Origin of the sequence: Aquabacterium sp. CECT 9606 (assembly GCF_918741295.1) — a bacterium.
Lineage (GTDB): Bacteria > Pseudomonadota > Gammaproteobacteria > Burkholderiales > Burkholderiaceae_C > Aquabacterium.
Map to the genome: position 1 here is coordinate 1307721 of NZ_CAKKNB010000001.1, position 17851 is coordinate 1325571.

A 17851-nucleotide genomic window follows, 5' to 3' on the forward strand; every position below is an offset into this window, starting at 1 on the left:
AATCACAGCTTGCCAAGAGGAAGACATGCTATTGGCCCAATCGTCCTATGTTGTTCGCCCCGCACTGGGTCTGGTGCTGTTAGCCATGGGGGGGCTGACCCAAGCCCAGCAGCCTGCCAGTGCTGAACCAATCGCGCCACCTGAATTCAAGGTGACCTACCGATCCCCTATTGGCAGCTACCAGGGCTTTTCCGATCCGGTTCTCGCGGCCTGGAAAGAGTCCAACGACTTGGTCGGTCGCATTGGTGGTTGGCGAGCTTACGCACGAGAGTCGCGTGGTGGTCCCAACATCAAACCGAGCAGCGAGTCTGAACGCGATGATCCGCACGCAGGTCATGGGGAGAGCCGTCGATGAAAAGGCTGTTCAATCGAGTACCGCTGAGAGCGGGTGTCGCTGCGATCGGTTTGGGTGTTCTCTCTGGTTGTGCGAGCATCGACATTGGTCAATCGGTCAAGCGCACCAACGACGAAACCTCGGGCTTCACGCAGGGGAATCTGTCGCTGGCGACGAACGATTCTGAAAAGACAAAACTCCGCGGACGAGCCCACTCTCTGTTGGAAAAGCCTTTGAGCCAGTCGCAAGCAGTGGAGCTGGCGTTGGTCAATAGCCCTTCCATGCAAGCCCTTCTGGCGCAGAGTTGGGCTGAAGCAGCTCAGACGGCTCAGTCAGGCCGTATCGCCAATCCGGTGTTCAGTTTTGAGCGCTTGCGCGCTGGCGATGAGCTGGAGTTGGGGCGCGCTTTGTCCTTTGGCTTGCTTGATCTCATCTCTCTACCTTGGCGACAGAGTGCTGCCAGCCGACGAATCGAACAAGCACAGGTAAAGCTGGCTGCAGACGTTGTGGACCAAGTGACCTTGGTCCGCCAGGCTTGGGTCCGTGCTGTGGCCGCTCAACAGACGCTCAAGTATGCCGAACAGGTCTATGAGGCATCCCAAGCAAGCGCAGAACTGGCGCAGCGTATGCAAGCGGTCGGCAACTTCAACCGAGTTTCGCGCGCCAGGCAACAGGCCTTTTATGCCGACGCAGCAACCCGGTTGGCCTCTGTAAGCCATCTGAACACGGCGGCCAGAGAGGAGTTGGTACGTCTGCTTGGTTTGAACGATGCCCAAGTCGATCAACTGAGGCTTCCAGATCGTCTCCCCGACTTACCCAAGGAACCGGTGAATCCGAAGGCATTCAGTGCGCAGGCGTCTCAATCTCGACTGGATATTCGCTTGGCCCAGAGCAATTTCGATGCGTATGCCAAGGCTCAGGGTCTTGAACTGGTGAACTCGTTTACCGACATCGAGTTGACCGCCCGCAGGAACACCAAATTTGATAACGCAGCGGGAACAAGTTCCACTGCCAGAGGTTATGAGTTGGCCTTGCGACTGCCAATTTTTGACTGGGGTGGCATGCAGCGCGACGCCTTCAATGCGCGTACTTTGGCTGCGGCCAATCAGCTTGAGGCCGTCATACGCTCAGCAGGCTCCAACCTGCGAGAGAGCTATTCGGCTTATCGAGCTGCTCACGACGTTGCCAGGCATTACAGAGATGAGGTTCTGCCTCTGCGCAAAGTCATCTCGGATGAGAACCAGCTTCGGTACAACGGCATGCTCATCGGTGTATTCGAGCTGCTGGCCGACTACCGGGATCAAGTGGAAACGGTTATTGCTGCCATCGATGCTGAACAACAGTTCTGGTTGGCCGACGCCGCGATGCAGGCCTCTCTGATCGGGCGCCCCACCAGTACCACCTTGTCCGTCGGCGGCGCAGCTCCCAGCGCCGGTGGCGGCCACTGATCAAAGGAACAAAGATGTCGTCAAGAAGAGATTTTTTCAGGATGGCTGGCATTGCGGGTGGTGCCGTGGCCGCCAGTGCCGTCAGCCGTGTGGCCATGGCCGCATTGCCTGAGCCAGTGATTCAGACCAGCGCGGAAACCATGGCTCCGCTCATTCCTGAAACGGGGCGCTTGTACAACCCTGTGGTGACCTTGAATGGATGGACTTTGCCCTGGCGTATGAACCAGGGCGTCAAGGAGTTCCATTTGGTTGCCGAGCCGGTGGTGAGAGAGATGGCGCCAGGCTTCAAGGCGCACCTGTGGGGGTACAACGGGCAAAGCCCGGGGCCTACCATTGAAGTGGTGGAAGGCGACCGTGTTCGGCTTTATGTCACCAATCGGTTGCCTGAGCACACGAGCATCCATTGGCATGGACAGCGGCTGCCCAACGGCATGGACGGTGTGGCCGGTTTGAATCAGCCCGCCATTCCTGTGGGGAAGACCTACGTTTACGAGTTCGTGGCACGTCGTCCAGGAACGTTCATGTATCACCCCCATGCCGACGAAATGACACAGATGGCCATGGGCATGATGGGGTTTTGGGTCACGCACCCGAAGAACAAGCACCCGTTGATCGATGAGGTCAACAGAGACTTCTGCTTCTTGCTCAATGCTTTTGACATCGATCCGGGCAGTTACACCCCCAAGACGATGACCATGCTTGACTTCAATCTGTGGGCGTGGAACAGCCGCATCTTTCCCGGGGTCGACTCGCTCAACGTTCGACTCAACGACAAAGTGCGCATCCGGGTTGGCAATCTCACGATGACGAACCACCCCATCCATTTGCATGGACATGAATTCTTGGTGACAGGCACCGATGGTGGCCCGACGCCGAAGAGCACTCGCTGGTACGAGGTGACCACCGACGTTGCCGTTGGGCAAATGCGGCAGATCGAGTTTTTGGCCGATGAGGAGGGGGACTGGGCTTTTCACTGCCACAAGAGCCATCACACCATGAACGCCATGGGGCATGACGTTCCAAATCTGATTGGTGTGGATCACCGTGGCGTTGCCAAAAAGATCAAGGGCCTTTTGCCTGAGTACATGGTCATGGGCGAGCGTGGGATGGCCGACATGACCGAGATGGAAATGCCGATACCTGACAACACGGTACCCATGATGACTGGCGAAGGGCCTTTTGGCTCGGTCGAGATGGGCGGCATGTTCAGTGTGCTCAAGGTTCGCAAGAACCAAAAGCATGGCGATTACAAGGACCCTGGTTGGTTCAAGCATCCTGCAGGCACCGTGGCACATGAATATACCGGCCCCTTGAGTGAGCCTGCCAGATTCAAGTCTGAAGGTGGGCAATCTATGCCCCGGGCCAAGAAGCCTGACAAGGCTGTCGAGGTGCGAGCCCGCAAGCCGACGTCTCACAGCGATCACTGATTCTCAACCTCTTGATACGGATTTTTCATGATGAACAAACGTCGATTCGCCACCCACTTCATTGCTGCAACTTGCTTGACGCTGTCCGCTTCCGCATTTGCTGGGGGAGACCATGCGCATGACCATGGTGCAGGAACCCAGGCCGCTGAAGAAACCGCCATCGGCAAGCCTGGTCGGGCATCGAAAGTCACCAGAACGATCAAGGTTTCGATGAGCGACAAGATGCGATTTGAACCTGCATCGATTCAAGTCAAGCAGGGCGAAACAGTGCGCTTCGTCGTCAGAAACGCAGGCCAGATCAAGCACGAGATGAACCTGGGGACCGAAAAGGAACTTTTGGAGCATTTGGAGGTGATGAAGAAGTTCCCGAACATGGAGCACGACGAGCCCAACAAGGTGACCATTGCGCCTGGGCAGCAAGGTGAAATCGTCTGGCAGTTCACTAAAGCCGGGACAGTGAATTTCGCGTGCTTGGTTCCTGGTCACTACGAGGCGGGCATGAAGGGCAAGGTCCAGGTTTCGAAGAAATGATCATGCGAGACCAATCTGTGTCTCCATTGCGCTCTAGGCGCAAAGTGCTGATGGCGGCCTTGTCATTGGCATGTACGCCGACGATTTGGGCGGCCTCAGAGACTGCGGAGCGAACACCAATCAAGGTGTGGAAAGATCCCAACTGCGGCTGTTGCAAGCTGTGGGTCTCGCACCTTGAGCACAATGGCTTCGTCGTCACCGTGGTGGATGAGGGCAACAAGGCCGCGCGTGCCGCCCTTGGGATGCCGGAGCGGCAGGCATCCTGTCACACGGCTGTGGTGTCCGGCTATGTGATCGAGGGGCACGTCCCTGCGCGCGATATCCGCCGGTTGCTCAAAGACAGGCCACATGCCCTGGGTTTGGCTGTGCCTGGCATGCCTGTCGGATCTCCTGGGATGGATGGGCCTGACTTTGATGGTCACCGCGATCCATACCAAGTGCTGCTGATCCGCAAAGACGGATCGGTTCTGGTTTTTAACTCTTACTCATGAGGTCAACAATGAACGCCATTGCTAAGTTTTTAGCCGTATCGGCTTGTGCCATCGGCATCGCTTCTCCACTTGCTTCATTCGCTCAAGCTGCCATGGACCATTCGAAGATGGAGTCCGCGCAGGCTCCCGCAATGACCGACGGCGAGATCAAGAAAATTGATCAGACCAACGGCAAAGTCACCATCAAGCATGGTGACATCAAGCACCTGGACATGCCAGGCATGACCATGGTGTTTACCGCCAAAGACAAGAGCATCTTGTCCAATTTCAAGCCTGGTGATCAGGTGAAATTCATGGTCCTCAGCGAGGGTGGGAAGATGATCGTGACGGAAATTAAAAATGCGCCTTGACGAAAGTGTTAAATCACGTTAGGTGCCAGGCTTGTTGAGTTAGCGTTGACTGTCTGTGCTCGGTGGTGTTTTTCCGAGATCGATTCAATCGGGCTTTGCTTGGGCTATTTATCTGATCGGGTTGGTTGGTTAGAGGATCGCCCATAGTCCAATTCAGTGCCCGCTCAGCTGAAGATGGTTTTTGGCCTGATTTGGGAATGCTTTTTGTTTTGGGGCTGTGGTGAAGAGCTATCTTCTTTTTCTTCGGTATGCATTGAAAAACTGGTTATCGAAAGAAAAATTGGTGGACGAGAGCTCAGCGTTTGATGTGTCCCTCACTTCACACGGAGATCGTGTCAACAGGGTTCATTTGGCGATCGAATCTGCGTGCAGCGGAATTAAGCCCAGAAGAGTCATTCTGTTCTTGTCTCGGGAAGATTGGCCGGGGCGATTGCCGAAATCGTTGACGCGTTTGTGTCATCGTGGATTGGAGGTGATAACCTGCGAAAACGATGGGCCTCACAAAAAGCTGCAACCTTATCTGCAGATGAATGCCTCTTTCGTTCGACCTTTGATCACCATTGACGACGATGTTTTTTACGAACATCTTGCTTTCAAGCATCTTTTTGATGCCTGGTTGAGCGATAAGGCCGTTATTCATTGTTTGCGCGCTCGGTCTGTCTTAACGAATGGCGATGCATTGATGCCCTACATCGCATGGCCGCTTTGCAATAGCAGTGTCCCCTCCCATCTAAATTTCTCCACTGGAGTGGGTGGTGTACTTTACCCACCTGATTTTCTGCTTCTGCTCAAACGAGTCGGACTCGGTTACCGGGCGACGTGTCCTGATGCGGATGATATTTGGGTTAACGCGTGTGCTGTGCGCTCCGGATTTCGGGTCAGGCAAGTTTTCAATGCTCCCTCACGCAGACCAGATATACCTGGGTCCAGACGTACGGCCTTGTTCAAAAAGAACATCCGTTTGGGTGGCAATGATGCGCAATTGGCAAGGGTCTATGACAAGTACATTATTTCAAGAATGACGGATGAGTTTTCAAGACGTTTTAATATTGACGAGATGCTGTCAAATTAGTCATCGCGACGTCATGTCTATGTAAGGTGGCAGCGGTTAAATTGCATGTCGTGGCCTTATATATTTTATTCGAAGGCCACATTTTTGCCAATTTCTAAGAGGAAACACCATGAAAAATTCTACCTCGTTGATCACGCTTGTCGCCTTGATTGGATTTGTCGGGTCTGCTTATGCTGGTGATGCGGCTAAAAATCAGGCCGCTGCTACGCATCAACTGAAAGATGGTGGCACGCTTTACATTTTCAAGGATGGAAAAATGGCGAAGGAAAGTAAGTATGGAAAAGCCGTTTACATGAAAAAAGGTGAAACGTTAGAAACCGTCGACGGGAAGAAGATAGTTGCGAGCAGCAACGAGGTGGCAAGGCTTGGCAACCTGATCAGCGAAGGACACCTGGATTGATTGGATGATGCGCTGCTTGCCCACATCGTCCAGGTCAACTTTGCCGACCTGACCGCAGCCCGCTCCGCGCGGGCTTCGTTTCGCTTTGGGCATGTGGGGTTGCCAGGATATCGAGGATCGGGCAGTCCGGTCTGTCATCACCATGGCAGCAATGAACGAGGTGTTCGAGGGTGGCCTTCATGGCAAGCAATTCCTGGAGCTTCTGATTTAACTCCTGCAGATGGGCCTGGGCCAGCGCCTTCACTTGGCGGCTTGGGCGTCGACGGTCTTGCCATAGTCCCAGCAGTTCGCGGATCTGATCCAGCGAGAACCCGAGGTCTCTGGCTTGCCGAATGAAGCGCAAGGTGCCGACCTCCTTGTCGGTGTACTGGCGGTAACCTGCATCGGTTCGCAAAGCGCCGGGGAAGAGCCCCACGCTTTCATAGTGCCGGATCATCTTGGCCGACACGCCAGAGGCCTTGGCTGCTTCTCCGATGTTCATGTGTTCGCTCATGCAGCGGCTCCTTGTGAATTGACGGTGGCAGGCTTGGTGTGCTGTGGCAACTCGTTTTCCATCGCACCCCGCCAACGGCGCAGCAAGAGCGCATTGGCGATGACGCTGAGGCTGCTGAGCGCCATGGCGGCACCCGCGATGACGGGGTTGAGCATGCCCAGTGCCGCCAGTGGGATGCCCAGGACGTTATAGGCAAAGGCCCAGAACAGCCCCTGCTTGATCTTGGCATAGGTTCGCCGCGACACATCCAGGGCGTCGGCCACCAGCCTGGGGTCGCCGCGCATCAGCGTGACGCCTGCGGTCTCGGTTGCCACGTCAGCACCTCCGGCCATCGCAAAACCGCAAGATGCTGCAGCCAGGGCAGGGCCATCGTTCAGGCCATCACCCACGAAGGCCACGACCTCACCGCTGGCGCGCAAGGCTTGCACGATGGCCGCTTTGTCGCTGGGCAGCACCTCCGCTCGCACATCGAGAATACCCAGGGCCTGCGCGACCGCATCAGCGCTGCCCTGGTTGTCGCCGGTCAGCATGAGGGTTTTGATGCCCAGTTGGTGCAGGTTTCTCACCGCTGCAGTTGCCGTGGGCTTGACGGTGTCTCCGAAGGCCATCAGCCCCAACAGTTCAAAGCCGCCTGCGTTTTGCTGCACAAGCCATGACAAGGTCCGTCCTTGCCGCTCCAACACATCGGCTTGCGTGCCGAGCGCACCTGCATCCACCCCCAGTTCATTCAAAAGTCTGGTGTTGCCCAGCATCAACTTGGCTCCCCTCACCATGCCCTCGACGCCCCGGCCCGCCAGTGCCTTGGCGTCTTGTACTGGCGGGATCGTGAGGCGCGCATCGCGGGCGTGGGTCGTGACTGCCAGCGCCAGCGGATGGCTGCTTGCTTGTTGCAACGCTGCGGCCAGAGCGACCACTTCGTCAATGCCTGACCCTTCGGCCGGGACAACGGCGACCAGCGTCGGCTTGCCTTCCGTCAGTGTGCCTGTCTTGTCGAACGCCACGACGGTCACCGAGTGTGCGATCTCAAGCGCCTGAGCATCCTTGATGAGGATGCCTCGGCGTGCGGCGGCGCCTGTTCCGACCATGATCGCCGTGGGTGTGGCCAGGCCCAATGCACATGGGCAGGCGATCACCAGCACAGCCACAGCGTTGATCAGGGCATGCTCCCAGTCTCCGTTGATGCCAAGCCAAGCCAGGAAGGTGAGCAACGCGATCCCCAACACCACCGGAACGAACACGGCGCTGACACGGTCCACGATGCGCTGAATGGGCGCCTTGCCCGCCTGGGCCGACTCGACCAGTCGGATGATGCGTGCCAGGGTTGTTTCGGCACCGACGGCCTGCGTCCTGACAATCAGCATGCCCTCGGCGTTGATGGCCCCGCCGGTCACCTGATCACCCACTTGTTTGGACACAGGCAGGCTTTCGCCGGTGATGAGCGATTCATCCACGTGGCTGCGCCCCTCCATGATGTCGCCATCGACGGGCACGCGGTCACCCGGGCGTATGCACACCAGGTCACCGACCCGCACGTCGGCCATGGGCGTTTCGACGTCAACGCCATCGCGTCGTACCAGTGCCGTGCTCGGCCGCAAGGCGTTCAGAGAGCGAATCGCGTCCGTGGTCTGCCGCTTTGCGCGATCCTCCAGCCACTTGCCCAGGAGAACGAGCGTGATCACGGCAGCCGAGGCTTCGAAATAGAGGTGCGGCATGCCGTGCTGTGAATGCCGCATCAGAAGGTAGACGGACAGGCCGAAGGCTGCGGACGTGCCAAGCGCAACCAGCAGGTCCATGTTGCCGGCCTTGGCCTTGAAGGCCCGCCATCCTGCCCGGTAGAAGCGCCAGCCCAGCCAGAATTGCACCGGCGTGGCCAGTGCGAGTTGCAGCCAGCCATTGAGCATCCAGTCGATCCCCACCAACTGCAGCACCATGGGCAATACCAGAGGCAAGGTTAAAACAGAAGCGATCGCCACGGGCCCCCATGTCGGCAGGGTGTTGGGCTTTGCGGGCTCGGCTTCCTGCTTCAATTGAGTCACATAGCCTGCCTTGGTGACCGCTGCCACGAGAGATGCGGGTGGGATCGTGGAGAGTGCACGCACGGCGGCCTGTTCGGTTGCCAGGTTGACGGAGGCCGACAAGACGCCGGGAACCTTGAGCAAGGCTTTTTCCACCCGGGTGACGCAAGAGGCGCAGGTCATGCCCTCGACATGGAGGGCCACATCGGTGGTCTTCAGGTCGTAGCCGGCCTCGCGGACGGCTGCGCTGAGTACCTCAAGGTTCACAGATGGGTCCGCTTGGACCGAGGCCACTTCGGTGGCCAAATTGACGTTGGCGCTTTGCACACCAGCCGTTGCCTTGAGCGATTTTTCTACCCTGGACACACAAGAAGCGCAAGTCATCCCCGAGATGGGGATGTCGATTCGGAATGTGGCCAGCGGCTTTTGCGGGGAGATCATGGTGTGCCCGTATAGGTGGTTGATATTTGTCGTGGATCCTCAAGCTTCCCATCGTGGGAATGTAAAGTCATGTGGCAATTACTTGCTTTGATGGCATGGTTATTGAAAACAGGTGCTTGACCTTCCTGCTGTGGGAAGCTTGAAAGTGAACCCACCAAAAACCATTCGGAGTTTCTGATGATCACTTTTGAAGTCAAGGACATGACTTGCGGCCATTGCGTCAGCACCATCACCAAGGCGGTGCGGGCCATCGATAAAGAGGCCACTGTACGGATCGAGTTGCAGTCGCACCAAGTCCAGATCGAACCCACCGAGGCAGATGCAGATGAACTTCGCGACGCAATCCAGGAGGCTGGTTACACCCCTGTGGTGATGACAAATGGGCCGCTCAAACCCGAGAAGGCCAGTCGAGGTGGCTGTTGTTGTGGGTGATGGCGTGACAGCCTTCAGGCATGTTTCATGTGAGGCGCTTGCGTGGCGTGCCTTGCCTTTTTGCTGCGGCGAATCAGCAGGTACGCAGCCGGAATCACGAACATCGACAGCAGTGGCGCCGTGATCATGCCCCCGACCATGGGTGCAGCAATGCGTTGCATGACCTCCGAGCCAGTGCCGGTGCCCCACATGATCGGCAGCAAACCCGCCAGAATCACTGCCACCGTCATGGCCTTGGGGCGCACGCGCAGCACGGCACCGTCACGGATGGCGTCCAGCAAGTCATCGACACTGACCTGGCCCTTGTCGATGCGCTCGCCCCAAGCCTGCTTGAGGTAGAGCAGCATGATCACGCCGAACTCGGCGGATACGCCAGCCAATGCAATGAACCCGACTGCCCCAGCCACCGACAGGTTGTAGCTCAGCAGGTAGAGCAACCAGATGCCGCCCACCAGGGCAAAGGGCAGCGTGGCCATGATCAGCAAGGCCTCGTCAAATGCACCGAATGTCAGGTACAGCAGCACGAAGATGATCAGCAGCGTGAAGGGCACCACCACCTTGAGCTTGGCCGTGGCCCGCTCCAGGAACTCGAACTGGCCTGACCAGGACACTGAGTAGCCCGGTGGCAGCTTGACCTTAGCTGAAACGGCCTTTTGCATGTCCTGCACCGCTGATCGCAGATCCCGCCCCCGGATGTCCACATACACCCAGCCTGACAGGCGGGCGTTCTCGCTGCGCAGCATGGGCGGGCCATCGGTCACGCGGATGTCGGCCACGTCGGACAAGACCAGGCGCTCTCCACGCTCGTTCACGATGGGCAAGGTGCGCAGTTTTTCCAGCGAATCACGTGTCTCGCGTGGGTAGCGCAGGTTGATCGGGAAGCGCTGCAAGCCTTCCACCGTCTCGCCAATGTTCTCGCCGCCCACTGCCGAGCTGATGAGCGACTGCACATCAGCGATGTTCATGCCAAAGCGCGCGGCGGCATCGCGGCGGATGTTGACATCGACATAGCGCCCACCGGTCAGGCGCTCAGCCAAGGCGCTGCTGACACCGGGCACATCTTTGAGCGCACGCTCGATCTCACCCGTGAGTCGGTCGATGGTGGCCAGGTCGGTGCCCGCCACCTTGACGCCCACGGGGCTCTTGATGCCGGTGGCCAGCATGTCGATGCGGTTGCGGATGGGGGGCACCCAGATGTTGGCCAAGCCGGGTACTTTCACAATGCGGTCCAGTTCTTCAACCAGCCTGTCTTGCGTCATGCCGGGGCGCCATTGGTCTTTGGGTTTGAACTGGATGGTGGTCTCGAACATCTCCATGGGTGCCGGGTCGGTCGCGGTTTCGGCGCGGCCTGCCTTGCCATAGACACTGGCCACCTCGGGGACGGTCTTGATCAAACGGTCGGTCTGCTGAAGCAGCTCGGCGGCCTTGCCTGCGGACAAGCCTGGCAGGGCCGTGGGCATGTAGAGCAGGTCGCCCTCGTCCAGCTTGGGCATGAACTCACCGCCAATGTGCTGCAAGGGCCACAAGCTGAGCAACAGCAACACGGCGGCCACCGCCAGCGTGCGCTTGGGGCCTTGCAAGACTGCATTGAGCAGTGGGCGGTAGATGGCAATCAGGAGTCGGTTGAGCGGGTTGCTCTGCTCGCTGGGGATGCGGCCACGGATCAGGTAGCCCATCAGCACGGGGATCAGCGTGACCGACAAGCCCGCTGCCGCCGCCATGGCATAGGTTTTGGTGAAGGCCAGCGGCGAGAACAGCCGCCCCTCTTGCGCCTCCAGCGTGAACACTGGCACAAAAGACAGCGTGATGATCAACAGTGAGAAAAACAGCGCGGGCCCGACCTCGGCCGCCGAATCGCCGATGACCTTCCAGCGCTCGGCACCTTCCAGCGATTGATCGGGGTGGGCTTGCTCCCAGTGTTCCAAGTGCTTGTGTGCGTTCTCGATCATCACCACGGCTGCATCCACCATGGCGCCGATGGCAATGGCGATGCCTCCCAGCGACATGATGTTGGCGTTCACCCCTTGGTAGTGCATGACGATGAAAGCCGCCAGGATGCCCAGGGGCAGCGAGATGATGGCCACCAGGGCCGAGCGCAGGTGAAACAAAAAGACAAAGCACACCACGGCCACCACGGCGAACTCTTCGAGCAGCTTGTGCGAAAGGTTCTCCACCGCACGCTCGATGAGGGTGGATCGGTCGTACACAGGCACGATCTCCACCCCTTTGGGCAAGCTGGCTTGCAGGGTCTTGAGCTTGGCCTTGACCGCAGCAATCGTCTCCAATGCGTTCTTGCCTGAGCGCATCACGATCACGCCGCCAGCGGCTTCTCCCTCACCGTCCAGCTCACCGATGCCCCGGCGCATTTCCGGCCCCATCTGGATGCGGGCCACATCCCCCAGGCGCACCGACACGCCTGCGTCGGTGGTCATCAAGGGCACTTGCCGGAAATCGTCCAGCGATTGCAAGTAGCCCGAGGCGCGCACCATGTACTCGGCCTCGCCCAACTCCAGCACCGAGCCGCCCGCTTCCTGGTTGGCCTTCTGGATGGCCTCGACCACCTGGGTGTGCGCGATGCCGTAGGTGGCCAGTTTGTCGGGGTCCAGCACCACTTGGTACTGGCGCACCATGCCGCCCACCGAGGCGACTTCCGCCACATTCGGCACTGTCTTGAGTTCGTACTTCAAGAACCAGTCCTGCAAGGCGCGCAACTGGCCCGCATCCTGGGTGCCACCACGGTCCACCAGGGCGTATTGGTAAATCCAGCCCACGCCCGTGGCGTCGGGCCCCAGCGACGCCTTGGCGCTGGCGGGCAAGCGCGACTGAACCTGGTTCAGGTACTCCAGCACACGCGAGCGGGCCCAGTACAGATCGGTGCCGTCCTCGAACAGCACGTAGACATAAGAGTCGCCGAAGAAGGAGTACCCCCGCACCGTCTTGGCACCAGGCACCGACAACATGGTCGTGGTCAGCGGGTAGGTGACCTGATTCTCCACAATGCGCGGCGCCTGGCCCGGGTAGGTCGTGCGGATGATGACTTGCACATCAGACAGGTCAGGCAAGGCGTCCAGCGGCGTTATCGTAACCGAATACACCCCCCATGCACTGAGCATCAAGGTGGCCAGCAGCACCAGGAAGCGGTTGGTGATGGACCAACGGATCAGGCGGGCGATCATGGCTTGCTCCCTTGCTTGGATGTGCCATGGGCGTGATGGGGCGCCTCGGACGCAGGCTGGGGCTCAGGTGCCAGGTGCGACAGTCGGGTCAACTGCGGCATGCCGTCTGCATCCATGTAGAACTCAAAGCTCACCGGGTCACCCACTTCCAGATGGCGGGGCAGCCCGCCCTTGAGCGGCACCTTGAAATCCATCGTCATGGCGCCCCACTTGAGTGAGGCAATCGGCCCGTGCGACAAGGTGATGGCCTCGTCTGCCAGGGCTTCCACCTTGCCCTGACCTTCGTGTCTGGGGGCGGTGTTGTCCATGGTGGGTGCCGGTGCGCCATTGAGCCGCGCCTCAACACCTTTGAGGCTGGCTTCCGAATCGATGAGGAACTGCGATGACACCACCACACGCTGGCCCACATCCAGACCGCGCTTGACCTCGGTTTGCCCATCGCTCTCGATGCCCGCCTCGATCTCGACCGGGCGGAACCGCCCTTTGTCTTCGGCCAGCATCACCACGGTGCGCTTGCCCGTCTGGATGACTGCCTCTGTGGGGATCAACAAGGCCTTCTCGGCACGCATGTCCATGAACTGCATGGCCACGCTCATGCCCGGCACCAGGTGCATGCCTGGGTTGTTCAATTGCACGCGGGCCTTGAGGGTGCGGGTGCCAGGGTTGACCTCTGGCACCAGGGCCTGAACCGTGCCTTCAAAGGTGGTGCCAGGCACAGCCGGGCTGCGGGCCTGCACCTTGGTGCCTGGGCGCAGTTGCGCGACTTGACTCTCCGGCACCTCGGCGTTGGCCCAAACCGTGGACACGCCGTTGATGCGCAACAAGGTGGCCCCAGGCATCACGGACATGCCTTCACGCACCATCAACTCACTGAGCACGCCGTTGATGGGTGCCACCAGGGTGACGCGCGGCTGGGTCTTGCTGGTTTGCTCGACGCGCTTGATCTGATCCTCGCTCATGCCGACCTGACGCATGCGCTGGCGAGCGCCATCGACCAAGCTGCCCAGGTCGTTGCCCTGCATGCGGCGAACAGACAAAAACTCTTCTTGTGCAGCCACCCATTCAGGCACATAGAGATCGGCCAGGGGTTGACCTTGCTTGACCGCATCCAGCGTGGCGCGCACATGCAACCGCTCCACAAACCCGGCGGCCCGTGCTTGCATGACAACCTGGTCGCGTTCGTTGTAAGCGATGCTGCCCACGGCAGAAACTTGGGGCGACAGCACCCCCTCGGTGACCTCTGCGGTGCGCACGCCCAGGTTCTGCTGGATGCGTGGGCTCACAGTGACCTTGCCCTGGTCTCCGTCGCTGTCTGCATAAACAGGCACCAGCATCATGTCCATGAAAGGCGACTTGGCGGGCTTGTCGAACTTGTTGCCCGGCACCATGGGGTCGTGGTAGTACAGGACCTTCTTGCCGGTGACCGGGTCCATGTCGCCAGCCTTGAGGCCATCGGCGATGTGGCGCCGGGTGGCGTCTTCACCCTCGGCCACGCTTTGCGGCAGGGCTTGGGTGGCGGTTGCTTCAGTGGCGGGTTGAGCGGGGCGCTGATCAGCATCGGCATTCATGCCCATGCCTCTTTGCATGCCCAATGCGTACAGGCCATATGCGGCGGCGCTCAGTGCTGTGGCGGCAATCATGGCGATCACCAGTTTTTTGAGTTTCATGTAGGGCTCCGTGTCAGCGGTCAAGAACGGGCATGGCCACGTCGTGTGCCACCGGAATCAGGTAGTTGAGCTGCGCCCAGATGCGAGCGGTGTCCATGTCGAGTCGCAGTCGGTCCATCTGGGTGTCCAAGGCCATGCGGCGAGCCTCCAGCACGGAGGCCAGCGTGCCGCTGCCGCCTCGATAGGCGGTCAAAGCGGCCTGTGTTCGCTCGCCCGCCAGGGGGATCAGGGTGCTGTCGTAGCGGCGCAGGCGATCCCGGCTGCTCTGCCAGGTTTGGAGCATTACCGTGACCTGGGCGAGGTGCTCCCGTGTGGCTTCTTCGCGCTGGGCGCGCATCTGCTCAACGGTGGCCAACTTGGCAGCCAGGTCGCGGTCTTGACGGCTCGTCTGATCCCATTGCAAGGGAACGGAGACATTGACAGAGGCCATCTTGGAATAGCCGGGCCCACGTTGACTGAGCATCAGCTCCACACCCCAGTCAGCTTGTTTGTTGGCTCGGGCCAGGTCTGCGTCGGCCTGGGCCATCTCTTCCTGCCGGATCAGGACGGTGATGTCAGGGTGCGTGGTCAGGGTGCTTTCCAGATCGTTCAGGTGCGAGGGAACATGGCGGGTGTCGGGCGCATCGGCCAGGGGCGTGTCGGCTGCACGACCTGTCCACCGGCGCAGCGCGGTCTGCGCTGTGCTCACTTCACGCATGGCCTGGTCAATGCGGTCATCCACCTGAGCAAGCGCTGCGCGGGCAGCGAGCACTTCAGTTTGCGATCCTCTGCCCCCTCGATAGGCGACCTCAGTCGCCTCCACTTGCAGGCGGATTTCATCGCGCTGGGCCTTGACCAGGGCCAGCATGCGTTCCTGGTAGTAGAGATCCAGCCAGGCGATGGCTGTGTCTCGTTGCAGTTGAGTCAGCGCTTGAGCGCGGCTGGCTTCGCTGGCCTGGGCCTCTCGCTCGAAACGCACGGACCGTGCAAGGCGTTTGTCTTGACGGGTGAACTCCTGCATGAGGCCCACCGAGCGCATGGTCATGAAATCGCGGGTGACGCTGAAGCGATCAGGTCCGCTGATGGGCAGGTTGTTGATGCCCAGTTTGAGGACGGGATCGGGCTGCTGAGCGGCCGAAACAGCCATGTCGCGGGCAGCCGCCGTGGCGTGGTTCTGGGCCACCAGTTGTTGAGAGCGTGCCTGAGACAGCCTGAGAGCCTGTTCAAACGTCAGGACGTCGCCCGCATGGGCGTGGAAGGAGGCAAGGCTGAGGGCCACCAGAACGGCGACACCTTGGAAGCGCGTGCGAATGCGCATGCAGATGGGATGGCCGAGATCGACCAGTTGCATGCTCCTGCGTGACAGGAGCGAAAAATGGGGAAACATGACACCTCCGAATGAAGCCAATGGCGTAGGCGTGCGCGGGACAGGGCAGGCAAGGCAGAACGCCACGCGCCTGCATTGGCCAGCAACCCGCACGACCAGGCGCTGAGGCGACCGTCAGGCCGTCAGCGCCGCGTCACTCGGCGTGTCAAATTCGGAAGCAGCAGTGCAGTATGGACAGCGGTGGTGGCGCCGCGTGAAGGCGGCTGTCCGCAGTCGGCGCCAGGCCATCCGGCCTTGACGCATCCACCGTCAGGGCGACGGTGTACAGCGCGATCAACAGCGCCGCAGGCACGGTAGGCGCCTGGGTGTGATCGCTTTGTTGGGTGGGGTGGCAATGCTCGGCGCACAGGCCAGGGTTGGCTTGGTCCAGGTGCCTTCCCATGCCTTCGCCCATCTGCTCGCAATCCACCATGGCGCCCATCGCGGTGATGGCGTCGGCTGTGGCATTGCCGGAGACCATGTTGCTGGGGCAAGCGTAGGCTGCCACGCTCATCTGCGCAAACAAGATCACGCCGACCATCAGTCGGCAAATCCAATGCTTGAGCGCGCGAGGCATGGTCATGCGGCCACCTGCTCTGCGGGTCGGGGGGCGTGATCGACCAGGGCCGCGATGATGGGGCAGTGATCGCCATTGGCCGACTTCTGGCAACAAGTGACCAAGCCTTCAAGGGCAACGGCCATGGCTTCCAGTTGGGTGGCTCGCTGGCGGATGTCCAGCACACGTTGCTGGGTGATCTCGCGCACGCGCACCTGATCGGTCTCGGCGCTCAAAGACACCAGCGAGGCCACATCGTCGAGGGAAAAGCCCAGCTCTTGCGCACGTTTGATGAAACGCAAGCGCCGCACGTCACCCTCGTCGTACTGCCGAAAGCCATTGCCTTCACGCGCAGGCTCACGCAACAACCCGCGACGCTGGTAAAAGCGCACCGCTTCCACACCGACCCCTGCCGAGTCGGCGAGCTTGCGAACGGTGAAGGCGTGCGTGGGCATGTGGAGCGATTTGGCTAATGTCTGTTGCGCAGAACGGAGTTTAGGCGAAGCGAATGTTGTTTGTCAAATTGGCTTTTCGGGGTTGGCTTGACAACGACGCGATGACATCAATCACATGCCAGTACATCGATGATGGGGCAGCTGGCCTCACCGTTGCCATCGTCACACTGCTGGACCAAGTCGCCCAGTGCCTGTCGCATGGCCGCCAAGTCAGCCATCTTCTGCTTGATCAGTCCCAGCTTGCGCACAGCAAGAGCCCGAGTCTCACCGCAGGCACACGCGGCATCAAGGGTCAGCAATGCACCGATCTCTTCCAGCGTGAAACCCAGTGCCTGCGCCCGCTTGATGAATCGCAGGCGTTTGGCTTGCGAGGGAGCATAGCGCCGATGCCCTCCCAGTGGCTTGGGTGGCTCATTCAGCAGGCCGCGCCGCTGGTAGTAGCGAATCGTCTCGATGCTCACTCCGGCAGCGTCGGCCAGCTTGCCGATGGTCAGTTCTGTTGCCATCACATTCCCCTTGACTCTGTACCTAAGTACGGGATTTAGAGTAACACTTGGACAAACAAGTTCTAGAAAAACGACATGGCACGACTCACTGAAAAAGGTTCGTTGATCGCAGGTGCGCTGGCCGCCATCGGGGCATCGGTGTGCTGTGTAGGACCCCTTGTTCTGCTGGCACTGGGCATCGGTGGGTCATGGGTTGGCAGCCTGACCGCGATGGAGCCGTACCGCCCTGTTTTCATCGGCCTGACGCTGCTCTTCCTTGGACTGGCTTTTCGCAAGCTCTACGTGGCGCCCCAGGTCTGCACGCCCGGGACGCCGTGCGCTGATCCACGCGCACGCCAAAGACAGCGCCTGATGTTTTGGGTCGTCACGCTGCTGCTGCTAGGCCTGCTGGCCGTGCCGTGTTTCGCCTCACTGTTCTACTGAAAGGAGACTTCCATGCAAAAACTGATCATTGCTCTGCTGGCTAGCGCGCCACTTGCCGTGTTGGCAACCACCCCGAAAACCGTCACACTGGCCGTGCAGAACTTGACCTGCGAGCTGTGCCCGATCACGGTCAAGAAGTCGCTGGAAAAGGTGCCGGGCGTGAGTGCGGTCAAAATCGATTTCGACAACAAGACAGCCATCGTCACCTATGACGCCGACAAGGCCAAGCCGGACGCGTTGACCACAGCCACGACGAACGCTGGCTATCCGTCTGCCTTGCAGAAGTGAC

General features: G+C 59.7%; 19 protein-coding genes. 11 read left to right on the forward strand and 8 right to left on the reverse strand.

The window, feature by feature from the left end:
• The first annotated feature begins 25 nt into the window (after positions 1-25).
• The 8 genes from LQ232_RS06125 (at position 26) to LQ232_RS06160 (ending at position 6053) form a co-directional block, all read left to right on the forward strand.
• On the forward strand, positions 26-355 hold the full coding sequence (locus tag LQ232_RS06125) for a hypothetical protein (protein WP_125244039.1): 330 nt from the start codon (positions 26-28) through the stop codon (positions 353-355).
• Entirely contained in the window at positions 352-1782 is a 1431-nt protein-coding gene (locus LQ232_RS06130) for a TolC family protein (protein ID WP_230179400.1), read from the forward strand. Before LQ232_RS06125 ends, LQ232_RS06130 begins: the two co-directional genes overlap by 4 nt.
• 14 nt (positions 1783-1796) lie before the next feature.
• A complete protein-coding gene (locus LQ232_RS06135) occupies positions 1797-3209 on the forward strand; it encodes a multicopper oxidase family protein (RefSeq protein ID WP_230179401.1) in 1413 nt (470 codons plus the stop codon).
• A 27-nt stretch (positions 3210-3236) separates the two neighbouring features.
• Positions 3237-3740 (forward strand): plastocyanin/azurin family copper-binding protein, encoded by a 504-nt coding sequence (locus tag LQ232_RS06140; protein WP_230179402.1) that lies wholly within the window; start codon positions 3237-3239, stop codon positions 3738-3740.
• Positions 3741-3742: 2 nt separating this feature from the next.
• A complete protein-coding gene (locus LQ232_RS06145) occupies positions 3743-4231 on the forward strand; it encodes a DUF411 domain-containing protein (RefSeq protein ID WP_137839881.1) in 489 nt (162 codons plus the stop codon).
• A gap of 8 nt (positions 4232-4239) precedes the next feature.
• Positions 4240-4581, forward strand: coding sequence for a copper-binding protein (locus LQ232_RS06150; protein ID WP_230179403.1), 342 nt, complete (start codon positions 4240-4242; stop codon positions 4579-4581).
• Positions 4582-4801: 220 nt separating this feature from the next.
• A complete protein-coding gene (locus tag LQ232_RS06155; protein WP_137839883.1) occupies positions 4802-5653 on the forward strand; it encodes a hypothetical protein in 852 nt (283 codons plus the stop codon).
• 109 nt (positions 5654-5762) lie between these two features.
• On the forward strand, positions 5763-6053 hold the full coding sequence (locus LQ232_RS06160; RefSeq protein WP_137839884.1) for a CopK family periplasmic copper-binding protein: 291 nt from the start codon (positions 5763-5765) through the stop codon (positions 6051-6053).
• A 34-nt stretch (positions 6054-6087) separates the two neighbouring features.
• On the opposite strand, the gene cueR is transcribed toward LQ232_RS06160, so the two are convergent.
• Both cueR and LQ232_RS06170 read right to left on the reverse strand, forming a co-directional pair.
• Positions 6088-6534, reverse strand: coding sequence for a Cu(I)-responsive transcriptional regulator (gene cueR / locus LQ232_RS06165; protein WP_125244136.1), 447 nt, complete (start codon positions 6532-6534; stop codon positions 6088-6090).
• Between the two features lie 8 nt (positions 6535-6542).
• Entirely contained in the window at positions 6543-9002 is a 2460-nt protein-coding gene (locus LQ232_RS06170) for a heavy metal translocating P-type ATPase (protein ID WP_230179404.1), read from the reverse strand.
• 177 nt (positions 9003-9179) lie between these two features.
• Between LQ232_RS06170 and LQ232_RS06175 the strand changes: the two genes are divergently transcribed.
• Entirely contained in the window at positions 9180-9434 is a 255-nt protein-coding gene (locus LQ232_RS06175; RefSeq protein ID WP_133611072.1) for a heavy-metal-associated domain-containing protein, read from the forward strand.
• Between the two features lie 14 nt (positions 9435-9448).
• Here the strand turns inward: LQ232_RS06175 and LQ232_RS06180 are convergent, their stop codons facing one another.
• The 6 genes from LQ232_RS06180 to merR form a co-directional block, all read right to left on the reverse strand.
• Positions 9449-12610 carry an efflux RND transporter permease subunit gene (locus LQ232_RS06180; protein WP_230179405.1) on the reverse strand — a complete coding sequence of 1054 codons (3162 nt, stop codon included), beginning with the start codon at positions 12608-12610 and terminating at the stop codon, positions 9449-9451.
• Entirely contained in the window at positions 12607-14277 is a 1671-nt protein-coding gene (locus tag LQ232_RS06185) for an efflux RND transporter periplasmic adaptor subunit (protein ID WP_230179406.1), read from the reverse strand. The genes LQ232_RS06180 and LQ232_RS06185 overlap by 4 nt, the downstream gene beginning before the upstream one ends.
• Before the next feature lie 13 nt (positions 14278-14290).
• Positions 14291-15607 carry a TolC family protein gene (locus tag LQ232_RS06190; RefSeq protein WP_230179407.1) on the reverse strand — a complete coding sequence of 439 codons (1317 nt, stop codon included), beginning with the start codon at positions 15605-15607 and terminating at the stop codon, positions 14291-14293.
• A 181-nt stretch (positions 15608-15788) separates the two neighbouring features.
• Positions 15789-16205 (reverse strand): hypothetical protein, encoded by a 417-nt coding sequence (locus LQ232_RS06195; RefSeq protein ID WP_230179408.1) that lies wholly within the window; start codon positions 16203-16205, stop codon positions 15789-15791.
• The gene (locus LQ232_RS06200; protein WP_230179409.1) at positions 16202-16633 is read right to left on the reverse strand and encodes a MerR family transcriptional regulator; all 432 of its coding nucleotides are present in this window, start codon (positions 16631-16633) and stop codon (positions 16202-16204) included. The genes LQ232_RS06195 and LQ232_RS06200 overlap by 4 nt, the downstream gene beginning before the upstream one ends.
• A gap of 107 nt (positions 16634-16740) precedes the next feature.
• Complete coding sequence (gene merR / locus LQ232_RS06205; RefSeq protein WP_230179410.1) at positions 16741-17139, reverse strand: Hg(II)-responsive transcriptional regulator; 399 nt, start codon at positions 17137-17139, stop codon at positions 16741-16743.
• A 75-nt stretch (positions 17140-17214) separates the two neighbouring features.
• Here merR and LQ232_RS06210 point away from each other — a divergent pair, with 75 nt between their 5' ends.
• Together LQ232_RS06210 and merP are read left to right on the forward strand one after the other, a co-directional pair.
• The gene (locus LQ232_RS06210) at positions 17215-17562 is read left to right on the forward strand and encodes a mercuric transporter MerT family protein (protein ID WP_058089001.1); all 348 of its coding nucleotides are present in this window, start codon (positions 17215-17217) and stop codon (positions 17560-17562) included.
• Positions 17563-17574: 12 nt separating this feature from the next.
• Positions 17575-17850 carry a mercury resistance system periplasmic binding protein MerP gene (merP, locus tag LQ232_RS06215; RefSeq protein WP_058089000.1) on the forward strand — a complete coding sequence of 92 codons (276 nt, stop codon included), beginning with the start codon at positions 17575-17577 and terminating at the stop codon, positions 17848-17850.
• The last annotated feature ends 1 nt before the right edge of the window (position 17851 follow it).

Excerpts from the sequence above, each read along its gene's own strand:
- LQ232_RS06140 (WP_230179402.1), top strand. The coding sequence starts at position 3,237 with ATGATGAACAAACGTCGATTCGCCACCCACTTCATTGCTGCAACTTGC.
- LQ232_RS06130 (WP_230179400.1), top strand. The coding sequence starts at position 352 with ATGAAAAGGCTGTTCAATCGAGTACCGCTGAGAGCGGGTGTCGCTGCG.
- LQ232_RS06170 (WP_230179404.1), bottom strand. The coding sequence starts at position 9,002 with ATGATCTCCCCGCAAAAGCCGCTGGCCACATTCCGAATCGACATCCCC.
- LQ232_RS06175 (WP_133611072.1), top strand. The coding sequence starts at position 9,180 with ATGATCACTTTTGAAGTCAAGGACATGACTTGCGGCCATTGCGTCAGC.
- LQ232_RS06125 (WP_125244039.1), top strand. The coding sequence starts at position 26 with ATGCTATTGGCCCAATCGTCCTATGTTGTTCGCCCCGCACTGGGTCTG.
- LQ232_RS06145 (WP_137839881.1), top strand. The coding sequence starts at position 3,743 with ATGCGAGACCAATCTGTGTCTCCATTGCGCTCTAGGCGCAAAGTGCTG.
- LQ232_RS06210 (WP_058089001.1), top strand. The coding sequence starts at position 17,215 with ATGGCACGACTCACTGAAAAAGGTTCGTTGATCGCAGGTGCGCTGGCC.
- LQ232_RS06190 (WP_230179407.1), bottom strand. The coding sequence starts at position 15,607 with ATGCAACTGGTCGATCTCGGCCATCCCATCTGCATGCGCATTCGCACG.
- LQ232_RS06195 (WP_230179408.1), bottom strand. The coding sequence starts at position 16,205 with ATGACCATGCCTCGCGCGCTCAAGCATTGGATTTGCCGACTGATGGTC.
- merP (WP_058089000.1), top strand. The coding sequence starts at position 17,575 with ATGCAAAAACTGATCATTGCTCTGCTGGCTAGCGCGCCACTTGCCGTG.
- LQ232_RS06135 (WP_230179401.1), top strand. The coding sequence starts at position 1,797 with ATGTCGTCAAGAAGAGATTTTTTCAGGATGGCTGGCATTGCGGGTGGT.
- cueR (WP_125244136.1), bottom strand. The coding sequence starts at position 6,534 with ATGAACATCGGAGAAGCAGCCAAGGCCTCTGGCGTGTCGGCCAAGATG.
- LQ232_RS06150 (WP_230179403.1), top strand. The coding sequence starts at position 4,240 with ATGAACGCCATTGCTAAGTTTTTAGCCGTATCGGCTTGTGCCATCGGC.
- LQ232_RS06200 (WP_230179409.1), bottom strand. The coding sequence starts at position 16,633 with ATGCCCACGCACGCCTTCACCGTTCGCAAGCTCGCCGACTCGGCAGGG.
- LQ232_RS06160 (WP_137839884.1), top strand. The coding sequence starts at position 5,763 with ATGAAAAATTCTACCTCGTTGATCACGCTTGTCGCCTTGATTGGATTT.
- LQ232_RS06185 (WP_230179406.1), bottom strand. The coding sequence starts at position 14,277 with ATGAAACTCAAAAAACTGGTGATCGCCATGATTGCCGCCACAGCACTG.
- merR (WP_230179410.1), bottom strand. The coding sequence starts at position 17,139 with ATGGCAACAGAACTGACCATCGGCAAGCTGGCCGACGCTGCCGGAGTG.
- LQ232_RS06180 (WP_230179405.1), bottom strand. The coding sequence starts at position 12,610 with ATGATCGCCCGCCTGATCCGTTGGTCCATCACCAACCGCTTCCTGGTG.